This is a genomic window from Halomonas qinghailakensis, from assembly GCF_025820815.1.
GTDB lineage: Bacteria > Pseudomonadota > Gammaproteobacteria > Pseudomonadales > Halomonadaceae > Vreelandella > Vreelandella qaidamensis.
Genome location: NZ_CP096973.1, coordinates 994481 through 1011515 on the forward strand (window position 1 = coordinate 994481; position 17035 = coordinate 1011515).

Consider the following 17035-nt stretch of genomic DNA (forward strand, 5'->3'; position numbering starts at 1 on the left):
GAATTAACGTTTTTACATTTATGAGTTGAGTAACATTGATGACCCAGGATAATGCGACACCGCTGGCGCAAGACCCCAATGCGCTGCCAACTACCAGCGGCCCGTTAAAAACCGTCACCGTTGGCGGCACTCGTTACACCCTTCTCGGCACCGCTCACGTCTCAGCCGAAAGTGCCGATGACGTTCGCCAATTAATCAACAGTGGCACTTTCGATGCCGTTGCCATTGAACTATGCGACGCACGTCATCACAGCATGGATAACCCCGATGCAATGGGGGAGCAGGATCTTTTCCAGGTATTTAAACAGGGCAAAGCGGGCATGGTAGCAGCAAGCCTAGCGCTTGGTGCGTTTCAACAACGGATTGCCGAGCAGTCAGGCATTCAGCCTGGCGCTGAAATGCGTGCAGCAGTAGAAGAGTGCCGTACCCGCAAGCTGCCTTTAATGTTGGTCGATCGTGACGTTGGTATTACGCTAAAACGCATTTACCGCAATGTTCCCTGGTGGCAACGCTTTTCGCTATTTTCGGGGCTAATTGGCAGCGTGATGTCGCGCCAGGATGTCTCTAAAGAAGACATCGAAAAGCTCAAAGAAGGCGACATGTTGGAAGCCACTTTCAGCGAGTTTGCCGCAGAGTCGGAAGCGCTTTATACCCCGCTCATTCGCGAACGCGACCGCTATATGGCACTGCGTTTAGCTGAAGAAGCACCGCCTGGGAGCTACCAAAACGTGTTGGTGGTACTGGGTGCCGGGCATTTAAAAGGCACTGGTGAGCATTTAGAAGCACCGCTTCCCGACAACCCCACTGCAGAGCGTGAGTCACTGGAGGCAACGCCGCCACCGTCTAAACTCTGGAAAGCAGCCCCTTGGCTGATTACCGCGCTGGTTATTACCGGCTTTGTGATCGGATTTTCGCGCAATACCGAGCTTGGCTGGCAGCTAGTGATTGAGTGGTTTTTAATCAACGGCATTTTATCCGGTGGTGCGACCATTCTAGCCCTGGCACACCCAGTAACGGTGATCGCCACCTTCTTTGCTGCTCCGCTGACTTCGCTAAACCCTACCATTGGCGCAGGCTTTGTCGCTGCAGGGGTAGAACTTTACATGCGCAAACCAAAGGTGCGTGATTTTTCGACCCTGCGCCACGATGTTACCCAGCTGAAGGGGTGGTGGAAAAACCGTGTTTCGCGCACCCTCCTGGTGTTCATTCTGGCAACCGTGGGCTCAGCGGTGGGCACCTGGGTCGCAGGCTTTAGGATTGCCGGCGCACTGTTCGGTAGCGGCGCGGCCTAAATGAGTGCGCTAAAACAGGCCTCATGGCAAGCCGATGCATTGCTATTACTGGTGACAGTGGTAGCTGCCAGTGGGTGGATTTTTTCTAAAGAAGCGTTAGCGGGCATGCCCCCGCTACTGTTTATTGGTACGCGCTTTTTACTGGCGGGGCTGCTACTTCTACCTTTCGCCTGGCCTGCTCTGCAGCGCTTGCCCCCACGTAGGGTAAGGCGCGGTGTGCTAGTAGGTTTTTTGTTTAGCGCCGCGATTGCCTTTTGGATTCTGGGGTTAAGTTACTCCGACCACCTGGGTGAAAGCGCGTTTATCAACAGCTTGGGGATTTTACTAGTACCCGTGGTAGCGCGCTTGCTGTTTGGTGACCGCCCGCCACGCTCTACCTGGGTTGCTCTTCCGGTGGCGCTATTTGGCTTTGCACTGCTGTCGCTGAACGCAGGGTTTCGAATAGAAGCCAGTCAACTGCTAATGGTGTGTGCAGCACTCTGCTTTGCGCTATTGATCAACGTCAACACCCGCGTGGTGCGCAACGTGCCTGCGCTGCCATTAACAACACTTCAGTTGATTTCAGTCGGCAGCATACTGACCTGCCTATCGTTGGTCGTCGAGCATCAGCCTTTAGCGCTCAGCCCCTCCATAGTGGGCTGGTTTATGGCCAGCGTGCTGCTAGCCAGTTCACTGCGCTTCTTTCTGCAAATCAAAGCCCAAGGCATGACCACGCCTAGCCACGCGGCGGTTATCTTAATGCTTGAAGCCGTGTGGACTGCCCTATTCGCCGCATGGTGGTTTGGCGAAACCATGACCCTGCTACAGCTGCTTGGCTGTAGCCTGATTTTTACCGCCCTATTGATTAACCGCTGGTACTGGGTACGCAAAGTGATGCTGCGCTGGCTACCTAGCGCTCAGCGCTAACCCTTCCGATCTAACAGTCGCTGCATGGCAGCGGTTGGTTGAGCAATTTTGCGATAGTAGCGGCTCTCGGCATAGCTATCGTTAAATACATCAAAGTAATCGTCTAGCACATCAGCGGCATTTTCATCGCCACTTTGGCGCAACAGTTCAATGGCAACTTCCGCAGTACAAAGGTGCGATTTTGAGGCAGGTTTGCGAAGCCGATAGCGTGTTTCCCGCTCAGTGCGCAGCGGTAGTACCGGCAGCGCATCCAGATAAGGACTCTTGCGGAACATGCGTCGCGCTTGCCGCCACGTGCCATCTAAAATCACAAATACCGGAATACGTGCTTGCTGCTTCACCGCGTGCACCGCATTAATATCCACTACACGATCTGCGTAGTCGGGCTGGTCATCAGGAAAGATCACAAAAGGCGCGTAGCGAGGATCTTCAAGCAGCGCGGCTAACTCTTCGTCTGGTGCGGTGCGATACCAGGTAAACACTTTGGTTTGCGTCAGCACATCCCCAATTAACCGTCCCGTATTAGTTGGCTTGTAGTGTTCTATAGAGTGGGTCAATAGCCACACCTGGGCGGTGCTATCCGCTTTAACTTGGTAAGGGCACAGGCAGTTGAGCTCAGGAAGATTGCACCCTTCACAACGTGTGACAAAACTGCCCCGTGCTTTAAATTCACGCCGAGGTGGACGCGGATGCCCCGTAGCAGGGTCGTAGTCAGTCAATGAAGAAGACTCAGGGGGCTGTGACGTAGCGTCAGACATCCGCGCTCCAATTTATAAAGGGCGATTAATAAAGGGCGCCGAGTATAAAGCAGCCCGGCCACCATGACGAACCCCTGCTCTCTAAAACCACTCGTAGTAAACCAGAACACTCTTAAAAGTTGACACCAAAAGCGTAACGCCGCTAGAGTCTCGTCAACTTTCAAAAGAAAAAAGGTTTACCCGTGACCGCCACCGCTTTCAATGCCGCCGCCCCGCGCCACGACTGGACGCTGGACGAAATTAATGCGCTGTTCGCGCTGCCTTTCAACGACCTGCTATTTAAAGCTCAGCAAGTACATCGCGCCCACTTTGATGCTAACGCGGTGCAGGTCTCGACCCTGCTGTCGATTAAAACCGGTGCTTGCCCAGAAGACTGCAAATATTGCCCGCAGTCCGGTCACTACAACACCCAGCTCGAAAAAGAGAAGCTGCTGGAAATCGAAAAAGTCGTTGCCCAGGCCAAGGCTGCCAAAGAAGCCGGCGCCAGCCGTTTCTGTATGGGCGCGGCATGGCGCAGCCCGCGGGACAAAGATTTACTGCTGGTCGAAGAGATGGTTCGCCAAGTGAAAGCCCTAGGGCTGGAAACCTGCATGACACTAGGCATGGTCGACGGTGATCAAGCCAACCGTTTGGCGGCTGCCGGGCTGGATTACTACAACCATAACCTGGATACCTCCCCCGATTTTTACGGTGAAATCATCACCACCCGCACCTACAGCGACCGCCTAGACACCCTTTCCACCGTGCGTGAAGCGGGCATGAAAGTATGCTCCGGCGGCATTTTAGGCATGGGTGAAGGCGCACAAGACCGCAGCGCGCTGTTACAGCAGTTAGCCAAGTTGTCACCGCACCCAGAATCCGTGCCCATCAATATGCTGGTCAAAGTACCGGGCACACCGCTGGAGAACGTCGAAGATCTAGACCCGCTTGAGTTTATCCGCGCCATCGCGGTGGCACGTATTATGATGCCGCAAAGCCATGTGCGGCTTTCCGCTGGCCGCGAACAGATGAGCGAGTCGACTCAAGCACTGGCATTTTTGGCTGGAGCCAACTCGATCTTCTACGGCGACAAACTGCTCACCACCGGCAACCCACAGTCAGACCGCGACCGCGCGCTCTTTGCAAAATTAGGCCTGCACCCAGAGCGCCGTGATACCTGCGAAGATGAAGCTGCTCACACCGAGCGACTCACCCAACAAGCTCAGCAGCGCGCCCAGGCAGAACAGGCAGCAGCACTGGCGGTAGATGCTAGTGTCTGACGTGTGGCATCAGCGGCTAGCCAGCGCCAGGCAGCAGCGTGTTGAAGAACAGCGCTGGCGGCATCGGCGGGTGATGCCCCCTAACACGCTGGACTTCGCAGGCAATGACTATCTTGGGCTGGCTCATGATCCACGTGTGCAGGCTGCCCAGGCAGAGGGTGCGCGTCGCTTTGGCGCAGGCGCGGGCGCGTCGCACTTGGTCAGCGGCCATTTGGAAATCCACGAAGCACTGGAAGACGCCTTAGCCCAGTGGACCGGACGGCAGCGTGCACTGCTGTTTTCCACCGGCTATATGGCTAACCTTGGCGTGTTGCAGGCGCTCGCCGACTCGCATACCGCCCTCTTTCAAGACCGTTTGAATCATGCCTCACTGCTCGATGGTGCAACGCTGAGCGGCGCTCGCTCACGGCGTTTTCATCACCGCGATGGCGCTGATCTTGAACGCCTGTTAGCGCGCAGCTCAGCCACCCATAAGTTGGTGGTCAGTGACGGCGTGTTCAGCATGGATGGCGACGTTGCCGATATTGCCACCCTTGCCCACGTCAGCCAGCAGCACAACGCCTGGCTAATGATTGATGACGCGCACGGCCTAGGCGTTTTAGGCGATAACGGCAGCGGCTGTGTGGAAGGTTTCGACAGCCAAGCGGTGCCTATTTTGGTCGGCACACTAGGCAAGGCATTGGGCACCGCTGGCGCGTTTGTGGCCGGTGACGCTGTGCTGATTGACCACCTCACCCAGTTTGCTCGCAGCTATGTCTATACCACGGCCCAGCCTCCCAGCATTGCCGCTGCGACCCTGGAAGCGCTGACCATCGTGCAGCGCGAACCCGAACACCGCCAGCGGCTCCAGCACCACATCAACTATTTTCGCCAGCAAGTCCAGGCGCTAGAGCTGCCCCTTGCCGACTCCCATACACCTATTCAACCGCTGTTACTTGGCAACGAGTCACGCACCATGGCTTGGGCGGCTAAGCTCTCCCAGCGAGGCATTCACGTCGGGGCGATTCGCCCACCCACGGTGCCCATGGGTGCCGCTCGCCTGCGTATTACGCTGAGCGCCCGCCATACCCCCAGCGATATTGATCGGCTTGTCGAAGGTCTGAGCGCCTGTCAGCGCGAGGAGGCACGATGTCCTGCCTAGACGCCGCCCCTCTACATCTGGTGCTGCTGTCAGGTTGGGGAGTCGACCAGCGCATTTGGCAGCCGTTGGAACACCACTGGCCCGCCCATAGCAAGGTACACACAGTGGACTGGCCAGGCTATGGAGATACCCCTGCCCTGCCTGAACCTGCAACCCTTGATACTCTTGCCAGCGCCATGGCCGACCAACTACCCAGTAACGCTGTGTGGGTCGGCTGGTCGCTGGGCGGGCTGTTAGCCAGCGCGCTGCTCGATAAGCTGCCTGCGCCACGCGGCCTTGTGCTGATTGGCACGGGCGAGCAATTTTGTAGCGATGATGGCGTCAGCAACGCCGAGCTTGCCAGCTTTCAGCGCGCCTTTAGCCACGACCCCGATGCCACCTGGCGGCATTTCTTACGCTGGCAAACCCAGGGCGAACCTAATGCTCGCCACGCCCACCAACAGCTTCGCGCCATGCTGGGTGACACCCCAAGCGCCACGCTCAGCACGCTGTCCCAAGGGCTTCACTGGCTTGCCACATTGGATAACACCCAGCGTTTGCAAGAGGCGCCCTGTCCGGTCATTCGATTAGTTGGCGAGCACGACCCGTTAGTAGCTTCCGGCATCCGTGCTCAGGCTATCAACCTTGCCCACGCGGGGCACTGCCCCATGCTTTCCCAGCCTGCTCAGTTGGTCGCGACCATCGCTTCCCAGGCCGCACTTGTCACCAAGGAGCACGTATGCACCTAACGACAATGCCCGCACCAAACTGGCAAGCAAAAGTCGCCCACGCTTTTTCTCGGGCGGCTCAACGCTACGATGCTCTGGCCAGCGCCCAGCGTCAGATAGGGGAAACGCTCTGGTCATCGCTTCCGCCTAGTGCCGACAACATACTCGATCTTGGCTGCGGCACCGGTGTCTGGACACAACGACTAGCCACTCAGTTTCCCCAAGCCCACGTCACTGGGCTGGATATTGCCCCGGGCATGCTCGCCCATGCCCAGGCGCGCTATGGCCATCATATTCGTTGGCAGCAAGGCGATGCCGCTGCGCTGCCGTTTGAGCGCAGCACCTTTGATCTGGTCTTTTCCAACCTCGCCATCCAGTGGTGCCGCGATATCGATAGGGTTATGCGCGAGCTTCAACGAGTGCTGACCCCTGGCGGCCAAGTGCGCCTCACAACGCTCTTACCTGGCACGCTGGCAGAAGTCGCCACGGCTTGGCAGCGCCCGGAGGCGTTACTGCAAACGCCGAATGCCCAAGCACTTGAACGCGCCGTTGCACTGAGCGGTTTAACGCTGGTTGATCGCATCACCGAATGGCGGCGGTTTTACTACCCCGACCTAACGGCCGTGATGGCCTCAATCAAGGGGGTAGGCGCCCAAGTGGCGCGACCCAAGGCGCGCCTTACTCGCCGAGAGCTGGCCGTCGCCCGTGAGCGGTTTGAAACGCTACGTGACCCCCAAGGGCTACCCGTTAGTTACCACTGCATCACCCTGCACCTGGAAAAATCATCATGACCGTCTATTTCGTGACCGGCACCGATACCGATGCGGGTAAGACCCTGGCCACCAGCGCACTGCTGTGCGCTGCCAAAGATCAGCAGCTCAGCACGCTGGGGCTTAAGCCGATTGCCTCTGGTAGCCACACCACGGCGGATGGGCTACGCAATAGCGATGCGTTGGCGCTACAGGCACAAAGTGCTCCCGCCGTCGATTACACCACCGTTAACCCTTGGACGTTTGCGCCCGCTATCGCGCCGCATCTGGCCGCCAGCGAGGCGGGGCACGCTCTTAACGTCAACAGCGTAGTGGAATCGCTTACTGCCACGCTAAACGACACGCCGCGCGATTTAACGCTCATCGAAGGCGCTGGCGGCTGGCGCGTGCCACTCAATGAGCAAGACGACTTTTCCGATATACCGCGGCTGATGCAGCTGCCTGTCATTCTGGTCGTGGGACTAAAACTTGGCTGTCTTAATCATGCGCGGCTTACCGCAGAGGTGATCGCAGCCGATGGCCTAACCCTTGCAGGCTGGGTCGGCAGCGTGGTGGACCCTGCATTCGCCTCTGATACAGCACGCTTTGATGCCAATATCGCCCTGCTTAAAAACACCCTTAACGCGCCATGTCTAGGCGTTATTCCCCATTTAGCTATCGCTGATGCCGTCCATGCGCGCCACGCGCTCTCACTAACCGCGCTGCTCAACACGCCCGTTTTGAACCAGGAAGCCGCTCTATGAGTTCTCCCGTCTGGCACCCTTATGCCCACCTCAAAACACAAGCACCCGCCCCTAAAGTAGTCGGCGGCAGCGGTAGCCATTTCACCCTGGAAAGCGGCGAGCAACTGCTCGACGCTACCTGCTCTTGGTGGTGCATGATTCATGGCTATGGCCACCCGCGTTTAGTCGCGGCCATTCGTGAACAGGCAGGCGAGCTATGCCATGTCATGCTCGGTGGCCTCACCCATGATCCCGCCGACCAGCTTGCTCGGGAGCTAGTGCGCATTACCCCTGATGGACTTAATCACGTGTTCTACTCCGACAGTGGTTCCGTCGGGATGGAAGTGGCGATGAAAATGGCCCTGCAGTACCAGTTGCTCATCGGCCACCCCGAAAAATGCAAGATGCTTTCGTTAATGAAGGCCTACCATGGCGACACTACCGGCTGTATGGCGGTCTGTGACCCTGAAGAAGGCATGCATAGATTGTTCGCCAGCCTGCTGCCCCAGCACCACTTTGCCCCCGCGCCCAGCGCACCGTTTAACGCCACACCGGAACAGGTAGCCTACGATTTAGCGGCACTTCGCGACGTTTTGGCGAGCCACCATCATGAGATTGCTGCCCTGCTGATGGAACCATTACTCCAGGCGGCAGGCGGGCTAAACATGACCTCGCCGGACTACCTGCGCGGTGCACGGGCGTTGTGCGATGAGTTTGGCGTGTTGCTGATTTTTGATGAAGTAGCCACCGGTTTTGGCCGCACCGGCAAGCTGTTTGCCGCCAATCACGCCAACGTGACACCGGATATTATGGTGCTCTCAAAAGGATTAACCGGCGGCTACCTCGGTCATGCAGCGACCCTGGCCAGCGACCGCGTTCACGACGCGTTTGTGGGCGACAGCGCCCACCATGCCTTTATGCACGGCCCTACATTTATGGGCAACCCGCTGGCCTGCCGCGTCGCGCTGGAAAGCCTGCGCGTGTTTGAAGAGGAGCGCTACCTGGACAAGATTGCGGCACTCAGCCAGCAGCTTAGCCGAGCGCTAATGGACGACTCCGCGCTGAACGCCCACCCAGCCGTGGCCGATGTGCGAGTGCTGGGTGCCACCGCGGTGATTGAAGCGCACTCCGCCGAGGCGCTAAAAGGCGTCGGGCAATTCGCCCGCGAGCGTGGGGTGTGGCTGCGACCAATCGGCCGCTGGCTTTACACCATGCCGGCTTATATCGCTACCGACGCCAACATCACTCAGATTACCGACGTAATGAAAGCATGGTTTTTGAAGCGATAGACAGTTCAAGGCAGCATCAAATTGCCCTGTTTGCGCCATTGGTTGACCAAGGCAGGAACGCCTTCACCTGCAGTGGTGTTAATCGCTAGAACGCCCGGCGGTGTTAAGGCATCCGCGTCGGGGTCGACCAGGGCACACGGGGTATCCAAGTTAATATACGACAGCAGCGACGCCGCGGGCATTACCGCCAGGGACGTGCCCACTACCAGCAAAAAATCCGCTTGGCTAACAAGTTCACAGGCATCTTCAAACAGCGTCACCGACTCGCCAAACCACACCACATCCGGGCGCAGCTGGCTGCCTTTGTCACAAATATCGCCCAGCGCAATGCCGCCTTTCGGCAGTGGATAGCGCAGCCGCGTATCTACCGTAGAGCGTGCCTTCAAAATCTCACCGTGCAAATGCAGCACATGACGTGACCCTGCCCGCTCATGCAGGTCATCAATATTTTGCGTGACAACACTGACGTTAAAGCCATCTTTTTCAAGCGCAGCCAAAGCCTTATGGGCAGCGTTGGGCTTGGCCTTACGAATTTGTTCGCGGCGCAGGTTATAAAACTCCAGCACGCGCTGAGGATCTCGACGCCAGCCCGCTGGCGTGGCTACCTCCTCGACCGGATGATCTTCCCAGAGACCATCGCTGGCACGAAACGTTTTAATACCGCTTTCGGCGCTAATCCCTGAACCGGTAAAAACCACTAAGTGCGGTGATGCTGCCATGTTTTCCTCGCGTAAATCACTGCGTATATTCGCTAATATACCAGCTGCCCTATGGTTCCCGCGAAACGCTGCTTATTACGATATGGATAAACATCGATCACCCGCCCATCGACAATGGCCTGCTGCAGTTCTAGCCAATAGTCGGGGTCAAATAACTCTGGGTGCTGCTGGATAAAAATAGCGCGAAGCCCTGGGTTGGCAAACATAAAAGGGCCGAACTCTTCAGGGAAGATATCATTGGGGCCAACGTAAAAACTCTCTCCCCCACCCCCTTGAAAGTCATTGCCATAGGCTTTGGGCAGGTGCCTAAAGCGGCACTCCGTGAGATAGCATACTTCGTCGTAATCGTAAAAAATCACCCGGCCATGGCGAGTAACACCAAAGTTTTTTAACAGCATATCGCCAGGGAAAATATTCGCCGCTGCCATCTGTTTAATGGCGTTACCGTAGTCTTTGAGCACCATTACGCACTCATCTGCGCTGCACTGTTCAAGGTAGATGTTTAGCGGTGTCATCATGCGCTCGGTATAGCAGTGCTTGATAATCACCTTGTCATCTTTCAGCGACACCGTAGAGGGTGCCACTTCTAGCAAGTGCGCCAAGCACTCTGGGGAAAAGTGATCCTGACGCGCGATAAAATTCGAAAACTCCTGGGTATCAGCCATGCGCCCAACCCGGTCGTGGCGTTTTACCAGGCGGTATTTTTCACGTACCACCGCGTGGGTAACGTCTTTGGCCGGATCGAATTTATCTTTAATGATCTTAAACACGGTGCGAAAACTGGGCAGTACAAACACCGCCATCACCATGCCACGGACACCAGGCGCAATGACAAACTGATCTTCACGCTTGGCCACCTGCTGGTTTAGCGCACGGAAAAATTCAGTTTTGCCATGCTTAAAAAAGCCAATGGAAGCGTACAGCTCGCCTTCAGGCTTATGGGGCATCAGCTGTTTTAAGTAATGGACAAACTCGCCCGGCACCGGTACATCTACCTGGAAATAGGCACGGGTAAACGAGAAAATAATTGAGACTTCATCAGTTTCTGTTAGCACCGTATCTAAGTGCAGGCAGGGGTCGCCGCCCTGCTGCTCGCCAAACCCTTCACCATGCAAAATGGGTAACACCAGCGGCACCTGCTCACCGCCGCCCAGAATACGGCCCACCAAGTAGGCCCCTTTATTGCGATAAAAGACGCTTTTCAACAATTCTAATTGAGCGTCATCTGCCTGCAAAATGGCCGCTGGCAGTTGAGTTTCCAGCAAGCCTGCGCCTAACCTAATATCGCGCTCCAGGTCAGCAAAGGCGTTATCAAAAGGCGCTTCTTCAAGCGCCCAAGCAAGCGCTTGGGGCCAGTTACCATTAACGCAATGCCGACGACACAGCTCAATGCCCGAATGATGCGCAGCATCTTCCCGGGAGCTGTATACAAACATCCAGTCGTTGCGGATATGACGGTGGTGAAAAACTGAGCAGAACAGTGAGTTAAAAAACGTCTCGGCCAACTCGTAATCCAACCGCTGGCTAATCAGCTGTGCATAATGCTCACGCGCTTCCCGCCACGTTTCACAGTACGTTAGTGCTTCATGGGCAAACGTACGCTGCAAACGCGCCAGCGTATCGTTTACTTTCTCTTCGTAAAGATTGATCCGCGCGGCTGAAGCTTGCTGGGCCTCCCGCCAGGCTGCCTCTCGAAAACGACGGCTGGCATCAAAGGTTATCTGCTTAAAGCGAGCACGATAGCCATCAAACCCATGCAGTATAGTGGCCGCTAAGCGATACGCTGGAGAGTGCTTCATGGCGGTGTGCTCTTATTGGAAAATTACTTTGCAAAATAGGCCACTAAAGCGCTGCAATGGATGCAATGTCGAGTCGAAATGGCCCAGCGGTTCGGTCAGCAATTAAAAAACCAAGTTGATAAATACTATCAGCGGTAAGTGGCGGCGCATCGTTAAGAAGTGTGCCACGCCGCACAGCTTCAAACCTATCCCAAGTAAACGTCATCGTTTCCCATTGGCCTTGGGGCGGTGTGAACGTTACTCGATAGGCGCTGGCATCGTCTAACGCTGTACTTTTCAAACGCAATTGATAAGCACGGCCGTCGCCCCGTACGCACAGCGTAACGCCGTTACTTTTAGCAAGCGATTTCTCAAAGTGGTCTGGCTCACGGCGTATCGAGGCAAAGCCACCACCATTATCGAGTGAAAGCTCACCAATAAAACAGCCCACCCCCGCTTCAATACGAAATGTGCTGTGAGACACGCCACCCATCACACCGTCATTCACTGCAAACCAGCGCTGCGCTTCGCGCTGTTGATCGAAATTGGGGGCGTTCGCACTGGGCACAAAGGTTAATGTCATGTTGGCTCCTGTCGTAGTGACGTTTTGCTACTTATCGCTAAAGATACTAAAAAAGCCTCTGGGCCGTTGGGCACAGAGGCTTCATCTGCCTAGTCAGCCTAGGCGATGGGCAGCAAACATTACAGCTTGGCAGCAACCGGTATCGGCTCGCTAGTATCGACCTCTTCTGGTGCAGCCGTCACCAGTGCAAACTCCTCTTCTGCGGTCTTCGCCACCAGCCTTTTCTTGCTGTAGAAGAAGTAGTACGCCGCACCGGCAATGAACAGCACAATAGTGTAATTAAACGCACGCGGGTCGAAGGCATAAACGCCCGTCAGCGCCACGAGTGCCAACACCAGCGCAATTGATGAAGTCACAATGCCGCCTGGGGTTTTATAAGGGCGTGGCAAGTCGGGTTGCTGTACGCGTAGTAGAATATGGCTCAGTGCCATCAGTGCATACGAGATCGTTGCGCCGACGACCGCCATTGCTAACATCAGATCACCTTCACCGCTTAATGAGGCCAGAAAGCCAAAAACGCCCGGTACAATCAGCGCGAGATAAGGCACTTTTCGCTCGCTGGTCAGCGATAGTTGCTTGGGCAGATAGCCCGCCCGCGAGAGCGCAAAGACCAACCGACTATAGCCATAAATGATAGAGAAAAAAGAAGCAATGAGTCCTGCCAAGCCCAACACATTAACTAATGTCGCCAAGGTTGGGTTGCCCGTCGCATTCAACGCATCCACCAGCGGCACACCGCTTTGACCAATCATTTCAGCGCCCGCCGCACCTGCCAGTAACACCACAACCAATAAGGCGGTAAACAGCAGAAATAGCATCGCACCAATAATCCCTTTAGGCATATCTCGCGCGGGGTCTTTGGCCTCTTCTGCGGCTAGCGGCACACCCTCAACCGCTAAAAATAGCCACATACCAAACGGCAGCGCGGCCCAAATACCGTACCAGCCATAGGGCATAAAGGTGCTCGCACCGGCGGCATCAGTGGGCGCAATATCAAATAGGTTCGCTGAGTCGAAATTGCCAATCAGCGCCACTGCCGTTGCCAAAATCGCAAACACCGCCAGGCCGCTAATCACCATCATGACTTTTAGCGCTTCACCCACGCCTGCTAAGTGAATACCGATAAACACCGCGTAGAACAGCAGGTAAACCAACGGTCCATTAATGCCCAACAGCGCTTCAACTGCTGAGCCGATAAAAATCACAATCGCGGCTGGCGCAAGGGCATACTCAATCAACACCGCGAGTCCCGTTAGGTAGCCCCCCGTTGGCCCCATTGCTTGGCGGGCAAAGCTATAGCCTCCACCCGCGGCTGGAATCGCCGCCGACATTTCCGCCAGTGACAGCACCAGCGCAAGATACATCAGCGCCATTAGGCAGGCAGCAATGGCAAAGCCGCCCCAGCCCGCCTCGGCAATACCGAAGTTCCAGCCAGCAAAATCACCGGAAATAACATAGGAAACCCCAAGCCCTGCCAGTAATAGCCAGCCAGCGGTTCCTTTTCTAAGCTGGCGCTTGGCCAGATACGCTTGATCAACAGAAGGTTGTGTCATGGTCTTGCCCTTTTTGGTGTGGAACGCAATCGTTGTCAGCGGCGTGCTGAATCAGAGTGTTGGTTCCCTATTGTTGTTAGGAGCGTTGTTAGGAGTATTGCTATTAGGGTTGTTATTAATGGGTTGTTGTTGATGGGTTGCTCGTAGCGCGTAAGCCCTCGTTAATCGGCCACCAGGAAGTTTTGAGTTGTCTCACCTGTTGTGCCTTCTAATACGTTGTCCTCGCTACGATCTTTCAGTTGAACACCAGACAGCTTCCGCTGGCGGGCCTCGGTCAATAGCAGCAGCAGTCGCCGCGCAGCCTCTTCAGGTTTCAGCCCTGCCGGGCGAACGTTTGAAATACAGTTTCGGCGGTCATCTTTTAAGCCCACTTCGGGTGCCCAGGTCATATACAGCCCGAGGCTATCGGGGGAGCTTAAGCCTGGGCGTTCGCCAATCATCACTAGCACGGCATCGGCATTAAGCAGCGCGCCGACTTCATCGCCAATCGCCACGCGGCCCTGCTCTACAAGGGTTAAGGGGGCGAGCTGCCACGCTTGCTGATCACTCTCAAAAGCGCGATAAAGCGCCGTAAGAAACGGCGCGCTGTTCTGCTGCACCGCCAGTGCGGAAAGTCCATCGACAATTACCACCGCCAAATCGAAGCGCTGCCCCCCTTGCCCCGCTTGCTGCAGCGTCTCTCGCGACGCGTCGTTCAGACGCCTGCCATAATCTGGACGCTGCAGATACATGGCACGGTCTACGGCGTGGCTATGCACATGAATAGGCGTCTGGCTCAGGCCCAGCGCTGCGGTTAACTCGCTGGCCAGCGTGTCGCACTCAAGAGCGCAGTGAACAGCATCCTGGGCCTGGGCATGAGCCAGCTGAAACGCCAATAGTTGATGCGTGGGCAGGCTGATACCCGCACGGCCAAGCCCAATGCGCGCATCGGTAAATGCTCTTAACCGCTCCCATGGGTTCGCGATCACAATTGGTGGCGCTTCTTTCGGTTGATGATCAGACATCGCGGGCAGCCTCCTTTGGCAGGTGGCGTAGGCTATTGGCGAACGCGGCCGGTAGCTGATCGTTGAGCCGGTAGGAAGACACGTCTTGGAAGATATGCATCTTCGCCAGCCACTGCTCGAACTCCGGTGCTGCCTTCAACCCAAGCACTCGACGTGCGTAAAGGGCATCGTGAAAGGAAGTGGTTTGGTAGTTGAGCATGATGTCGTCAGAGCCGGGGATGCCCATCACAAAATTACAGCCCGCCACGCCTAACAGCGTCAGCAGGTTGTCCATATCGTTTTGATCAGCTTCAGCGTGGTTGGTGTAGCACACGTCACAGCCCATGGGCACGCCTAACAACTTGCCACAGAAGTGATCTTCCAGCCCCGCACGCATAATCTCTTTGCCGTCGTACAGGTATTCAGGGCCGATAAACCCCACCACCGTATTCACCAGCAACGGGTTGAACTTACGTGCCACCGCATAGGCACGGGCTTCACAGGTTTGCTGATCCAAACCATGATGAGCGTCTGCGGAAAGCGAACTGCCTTGGCCAGTTTCGAAATACATCACATTGCGCCCGACCGTACCGCGGTTCAGGGTCTGAGCGGCCGCCTCAGCTTCCGCCAGCGTACTCAAATCAAAGCCAAAGCTGCGGTTGGTGGCTTCGGTACCGCCAATGGATTGAAAGACAAGATCCACCGGCGCACCCTGCTCAATCGCTTCCAGCGTGTTGGTCACATGGGTTAGCACGCAGGATTGGGTGGGGATTTCGTACTTCTGAATGACGTCATCCATCAGGCGCATTAGCTTGATGCTCTGGGCAACGTTATCAGTAGCAGGATTGATACCAATGACCGCGTCGCCACTGCCATATAACAGGCCATCCAGAATACTGGCGGCAATCCCAGTCACGTCATCGGTAGGATGATTGGGCTGCAAACGCGTGGATAACCGTCCCGGCAAACCAATCGTATTGCGAAACGCGGTCGTCACTTGGCACTTCTTGGCAACCAGCATCAAGTCTTGGTTGCGCATCAACTTGCTAACAGCCGCGGCCATTTCAGGGGTAATGCCAGGGCGAGCCGCGGCTAACACATCGCTGGTGGCATGGTCGGACAGCAGCCAATTACGAAAATCACCCACGGTTAAATGCGTCAGCGGCGCAAACGCAGCGACATCGTGCTCGTCGATGATTAATCGAGTAATTTCATCGTGCTCATAAGGGATCAGCACCTCATTCAAAAACGTGGTCAGCGGCAGTTCTGCCAGTACCATTTGCGCCACTACCCGCTCTTCTGCTGATTCTGCAATAACACCTGCCAAGCGGTCACCGGAGCGTGGTGGCGTAGCCTTGGCCATTAATTCCGCCAGGCCATTAAAGCGATAGCGGCGGCTTCCGACAGTGGTGTGATAGGTCTGCGCCATAGGACCTTCCTTTTTTATAGTTAAACGACAACGACACCGTATACGCGTTTGGGAACAGAATTTGCTTGTTTCCACAATAGCGCTATCACTTAATGGGGAGTATCGAGTTTTGGCAAACATGCCCTACTGATAAGAAAACAAAATAAATACAATGAATTAGCGACGTGATAGCGCTTTTATTGCGTTCAAAGGAGTTGCAAGTGACCTTGACAAGCCAAGGCGTCGCACCAAAAAAGTGCATACAAGAAGCGTTTGATGCCGACGAACATGCCCAGAATTTGACCCGCTGGCAGCAGCAATACGACCAACTAAGTCCTGGTCGCTTTTATGGTCGGCTGGATGAAATTGAGCTGTCCGCCATGCAGGTATTCAAAGAACATACAGGGCAAGCCCTACGCCAAGACTGCCGCGTGTGGGCTGACTCCCTATGGCTAGGCATACCCACGCGGGCGACAGGTTCACGAATTAACGGGCAGATGTTGGAAAAGCATGAGGTGATGTGCCACCCCGGCGGTCACGATTTTGAACTGGTGACGCCAGAAGCATTTGATATTTATGGACTGGTGATACGCATGCCGATCTTACAGGCTGCCGCCCATCGGCAAGGCGTGATACTCGATAATGAGTGGCAAGGGTCTCCACGCCGCCGGGTTGCACCCGACACGCTGCACGCGGTGTCGTTTTTACTTGAACGCTTACTCTCACATCAGCAGGGCACCATCGCTGAAAATGTGCATCAAGATATTTTACTAACGGGGCTACTAGAAGTACTGCAAGCCAACCCAGTAAGCCATGAACTGCCACCCAGCTACGCCCACAGAAAAGCCGTAGTTGACCGGGTCAAGTACTATGTTGATGAACACTTGGAAGGCCCAGTGACCATGGATACGCTATGCGAGCTAACCCATGTCAGCCGGCGTACGCTGCAATACAGTTTTACGTCTATCCTAGGTATTAGCCCGCTGCAGTTTTTACGTTTAACGCGGCTTAACAGAGTGCGACGCGCCCTGCGTAAAGCAGCGCCTCACCAAACGGTAACTGACATTGCCACCCACTGGGGCTTTTGGCATTTGGGACAATTCTCTCATGACTATAAGCAGCAATTTGGTGAAAGCCCTTCGCAGACGTTGAACAGGATTGACTGAG

General features: G+C 55.7%; 16 protein-coding genes. 9 read left to right on the forward strand and 7 right to left on the reverse strand.

Annotated features, from left to right (window positions below; all coding sequences use genetic code 11):
* Window positions 1–38 precede the first annotated feature (38 nt).
* Entirely contained in the window at window positions 39–1292 is a 1254-nt protein-coding gene (locus tag M0220_RS04635; protein ID WP_030074884.1) for a TraB/GumN family protein, read from the forward strand.
* On the forward strand, window positions 1293–2198 hold the full coding sequence (locus M0220_RS04640; RefSeq protein WP_264018817.1) for a DMT family transporter: 906 nt from the start codon (window positions 1293–1295) through the stop codon (window positions 2196–2198).
* Here the strand turns inward: M0220_RS04640 and M0220_RS04645 are convergent.
* Window positions 2195–2956, reverse strand: a complete 762-nt coding sequence (locus M0220_RS04645; protein WP_030074880.1) for a tRNA-uridine aminocarboxypropyltransferase — start codon at window positions 2954–2956, stop codon at window positions 2195–2197. The genes M0220_RS04640 and M0220_RS04645 overlap by 4 nt on opposite strands.
* Window positions 2957–3138: 182 nt before the next feature.
* Between M0220_RS04645 and bioB the strand changes: the two genes are divergently transcribed.
* The 6 genes from bioB to bioA are packed head-to-tail and all read left to right on the forward strand — an operon-like array spanning window position 3139 to window position 8844.
* Window positions 3139–4215: a biotin synthase BioB gene (bioB, locus tag M0220_RS04650; protein WP_264018818.1), complete on the forward strand. Its 1077-nt coding sequence runs from the start codon at window positions 3139–3141 to the stop codon at window positions 4213–4215.
* Window positions 4202–5356, forward strand: coding sequence for an 8-amino-7-oxononanoate synthase (gene bioF, locus M0220_RS04655; RefSeq protein ID WP_264018819.1), 1155 nt, complete (start codon window positions 4202–4204; stop codon window positions 5354–5356). The genes bioB and bioF overlap by 14 nt, the downstream gene beginning before the upstream one ends.
* On the forward strand, window positions 5344–6084 hold the full coding sequence (locus tag M0220_RS04660) for an alpha/beta fold hydrolase (protein WP_264018820.1): 741 nt from the start codon (window positions 5344–5346) through the stop codon (window positions 6082–6084). The genes bioF and M0220_RS04660 overlap by 13 nt, the downstream gene beginning before the upstream one ends.
* Entirely contained in the window at window positions 6075–6854 is a 780-nt protein-coding gene (gene bioC / locus M0220_RS04665) for a malonyl-ACP O-methyltransferase BioC (protein ID WP_264018821.1), read from the forward strand. The genes M0220_RS04660 and bioC overlap by 10 nt, the downstream gene beginning before the upstream one ends.
* Window positions 6851–7576, forward strand: a complete 726-nt coding sequence (bioD, locus tag M0220_RS04670) for a dethiobiotin synthase (RefSeq protein WP_264018822.1) — start codon at window positions 6851–6853, stop codon at window positions 7574–7576. The genes bioC and bioD overlap by 4 nt, the downstream gene beginning before the upstream one ends.
* Window positions 7573–8844 (forward strand): adenosylmethionine--8-amino-7-oxononanoate transaminase, encoded by a 1272-nt coding sequence (gene bioA, locus M0220_RS04675; protein ID WP_264018823.1) that lies wholly within the window; start codon window positions 7573–7575, stop codon window positions 8842–8844. Before bioD ends, bioA begins: the two co-directional genes overlap by 4 nt.
* A gap of 5 nt (window positions 8845–8849) precedes the next feature.
* Here bioA and M0220_RS04680 read toward each other — a convergent pair whose 3' ends face one another.
* From M0220_RS04680 to M0220_RS04705, 6 genes are all read right to left on the reverse strand, one after another.
* Entirely contained in the window at window positions 8850–9563 is a 714-nt protein-coding gene (locus tag M0220_RS04680; protein WP_264018824.1) for an SIR2 family NAD-dependent protein deacylase, read from the reverse strand.
* A 32-nt stretch (window positions 9564–9595) separates the two neighbouring features.
* Window positions 9596–11362 carry a bifunctional isocitrate dehydrogenase kinase/phosphatase gene (aceK, locus tag M0220_RS04685; protein WP_264018825.1) on the reverse strand — a complete coding sequence of 589 codons (1767 nt, stop codon included), beginning with the start codon at window positions 11360–11362 and terminating at the stop codon, window positions 9596–9598.
* A 43-nt stretch (window positions 11363–11405) separates the two neighbouring features.
* Window positions 11406–11924 (reverse strand): CIA30 family protein, encoded by a 519-nt coding sequence (locus M0220_RS04690; protein ID WP_030074863.1) that lies wholly within the window; start codon window positions 11922–11924, stop codon window positions 11406–11408.
* A 119-nt stretch (window positions 11925–12043) separates the two neighbouring features.
* Complete coding sequence (gene eat / locus M0220_RS04695) at window positions 12044–13477, reverse strand: ethanolamine permease (RefSeq protein WP_030074862.1); 1434 nt, start codon at window positions 13475–13477, stop codon at window positions 12044–12046.
* Window positions 13478–13638: 161 nt separating this feature from the next.
* A complete protein-coding gene (gene eutC, locus M0220_RS04700) occupies window positions 13639–14481 on the reverse strand; it encodes an ethanolamine ammonia-lyase subunit EutC (protein ID WP_264018826.1) in 843 nt (280 codons plus the stop codon).
* Window positions 14474–15889, reverse strand: a complete 1416-nt coding sequence (locus M0220_RS04705) for an ethanolamine ammonia-lyase subunit EutB (protein WP_264018827.1) — start codon at window positions 15887–15889, stop codon at window positions 14474–14476. Before M0220_RS04705 ends, eutC begins: the two co-directional genes overlap by 8 nt.
* Before the next feature lie 200 nt (window positions 15890–16089).
* Here M0220_RS04705 and M0220_RS04710 point away from each other — a divergent pair, with 200 nt between their 5' ends.
* Window positions 16090–17034, forward strand: a complete 945-nt coding sequence (locus M0220_RS04710; protein WP_030074859.1) for a helix-turn-helix domain-containing protein — start codon at window positions 16090–16092, stop codon at window positions 17032–17034.
* Window position 17035: the final 1 nt, after the last annotated feature.

Coding starts and splice junctions, on each gene's coding strand:
- M0220_RS04660 (WP_264018820.1), top strand. CDS start 5,344: ATGTCCTGCCTAGACGCCGCCCCTCTACATCTGGTGCTGCTGTCAGGT.
- M0220_RS04705 (WP_264018827.1), bottom strand. CDS start 15,889: ATGGCGCAGACCTATCACACCACTGTCGGAAGCCGCCGCTATCGCTTT.
- M0220_RS04635 (WP_030074884.1), top strand. CDS start 39: ATGACCCAGGATAATGCGACACCGCTGGCGCAAGACCCCAATGCGCTG.
- bioF (WP_264018819.1), top strand. CDS start 4,202: ATGCTAGTGTCTGACGTGTGGCATCAGCGGCTAGCCAGCGCCAGGCAG.
- bioA (WP_264018823.1), top strand. CDS start 7,573: ATGAGTTCTCCCGTCTGGCACCCTTATGCCCACCTCAAAACACAAGCA.
- M0220_RS04640 (WP_264018817.1), top strand. CDS start 1,293: ATGAGTGCGCTAAAACAGGCCTCATGGCAAGCCGATGCATTGCTATTA.
- M0220_RS04680 (WP_264018824.1), bottom strand. CDS start 9,563: ATGGCAGCATCACCGCACTTAGTGGTTTTTACCGGTTCAGGGATTAGC.
- M0220_RS04645 (WP_030074880.1), bottom strand. CDS start 2,956: ATGTCTGACGCTACGTCACAGCCCCCTGAGTCTTCTTCATTGACTGAC.
- eutC (WP_264018826.1), bottom strand. CDS start 14,481: ATGTCTGATCATCAACCGAAAGAAGCGCCACCAATTGTGATCGCGAAC.
- aceK (WP_264018825.1), bottom strand. CDS start 11,362: ATGAAGCACTCTCCAGCGTATCGCTTAGCGGCCACTATACTGCATGGG.
- M0220_RS04690 (WP_030074863.1), bottom strand. CDS start 11,924: ATGACATTAACCTTTGTGCCCAGTGCGAACGCCCCCAATTTCGATCAA.
- bioC (WP_264018821.1), top strand. CDS start 6,075: ATGCACCTAACGACAATGCCCGCACCAAACTGGCAAGCAAAAGTCGCC.
- eat (WP_030074862.1), bottom strand. CDS start 13,477: ATGACACAACCTTCTGTTGATCAAGCGTATCTGGCCAAGCGCCAGCTT.
- bioD (WP_264018822.1), top strand. CDS start 6,851: ATGACCGTCTATTTCGTGACCGGCACCGATACCGATGCGGGTAAGACC.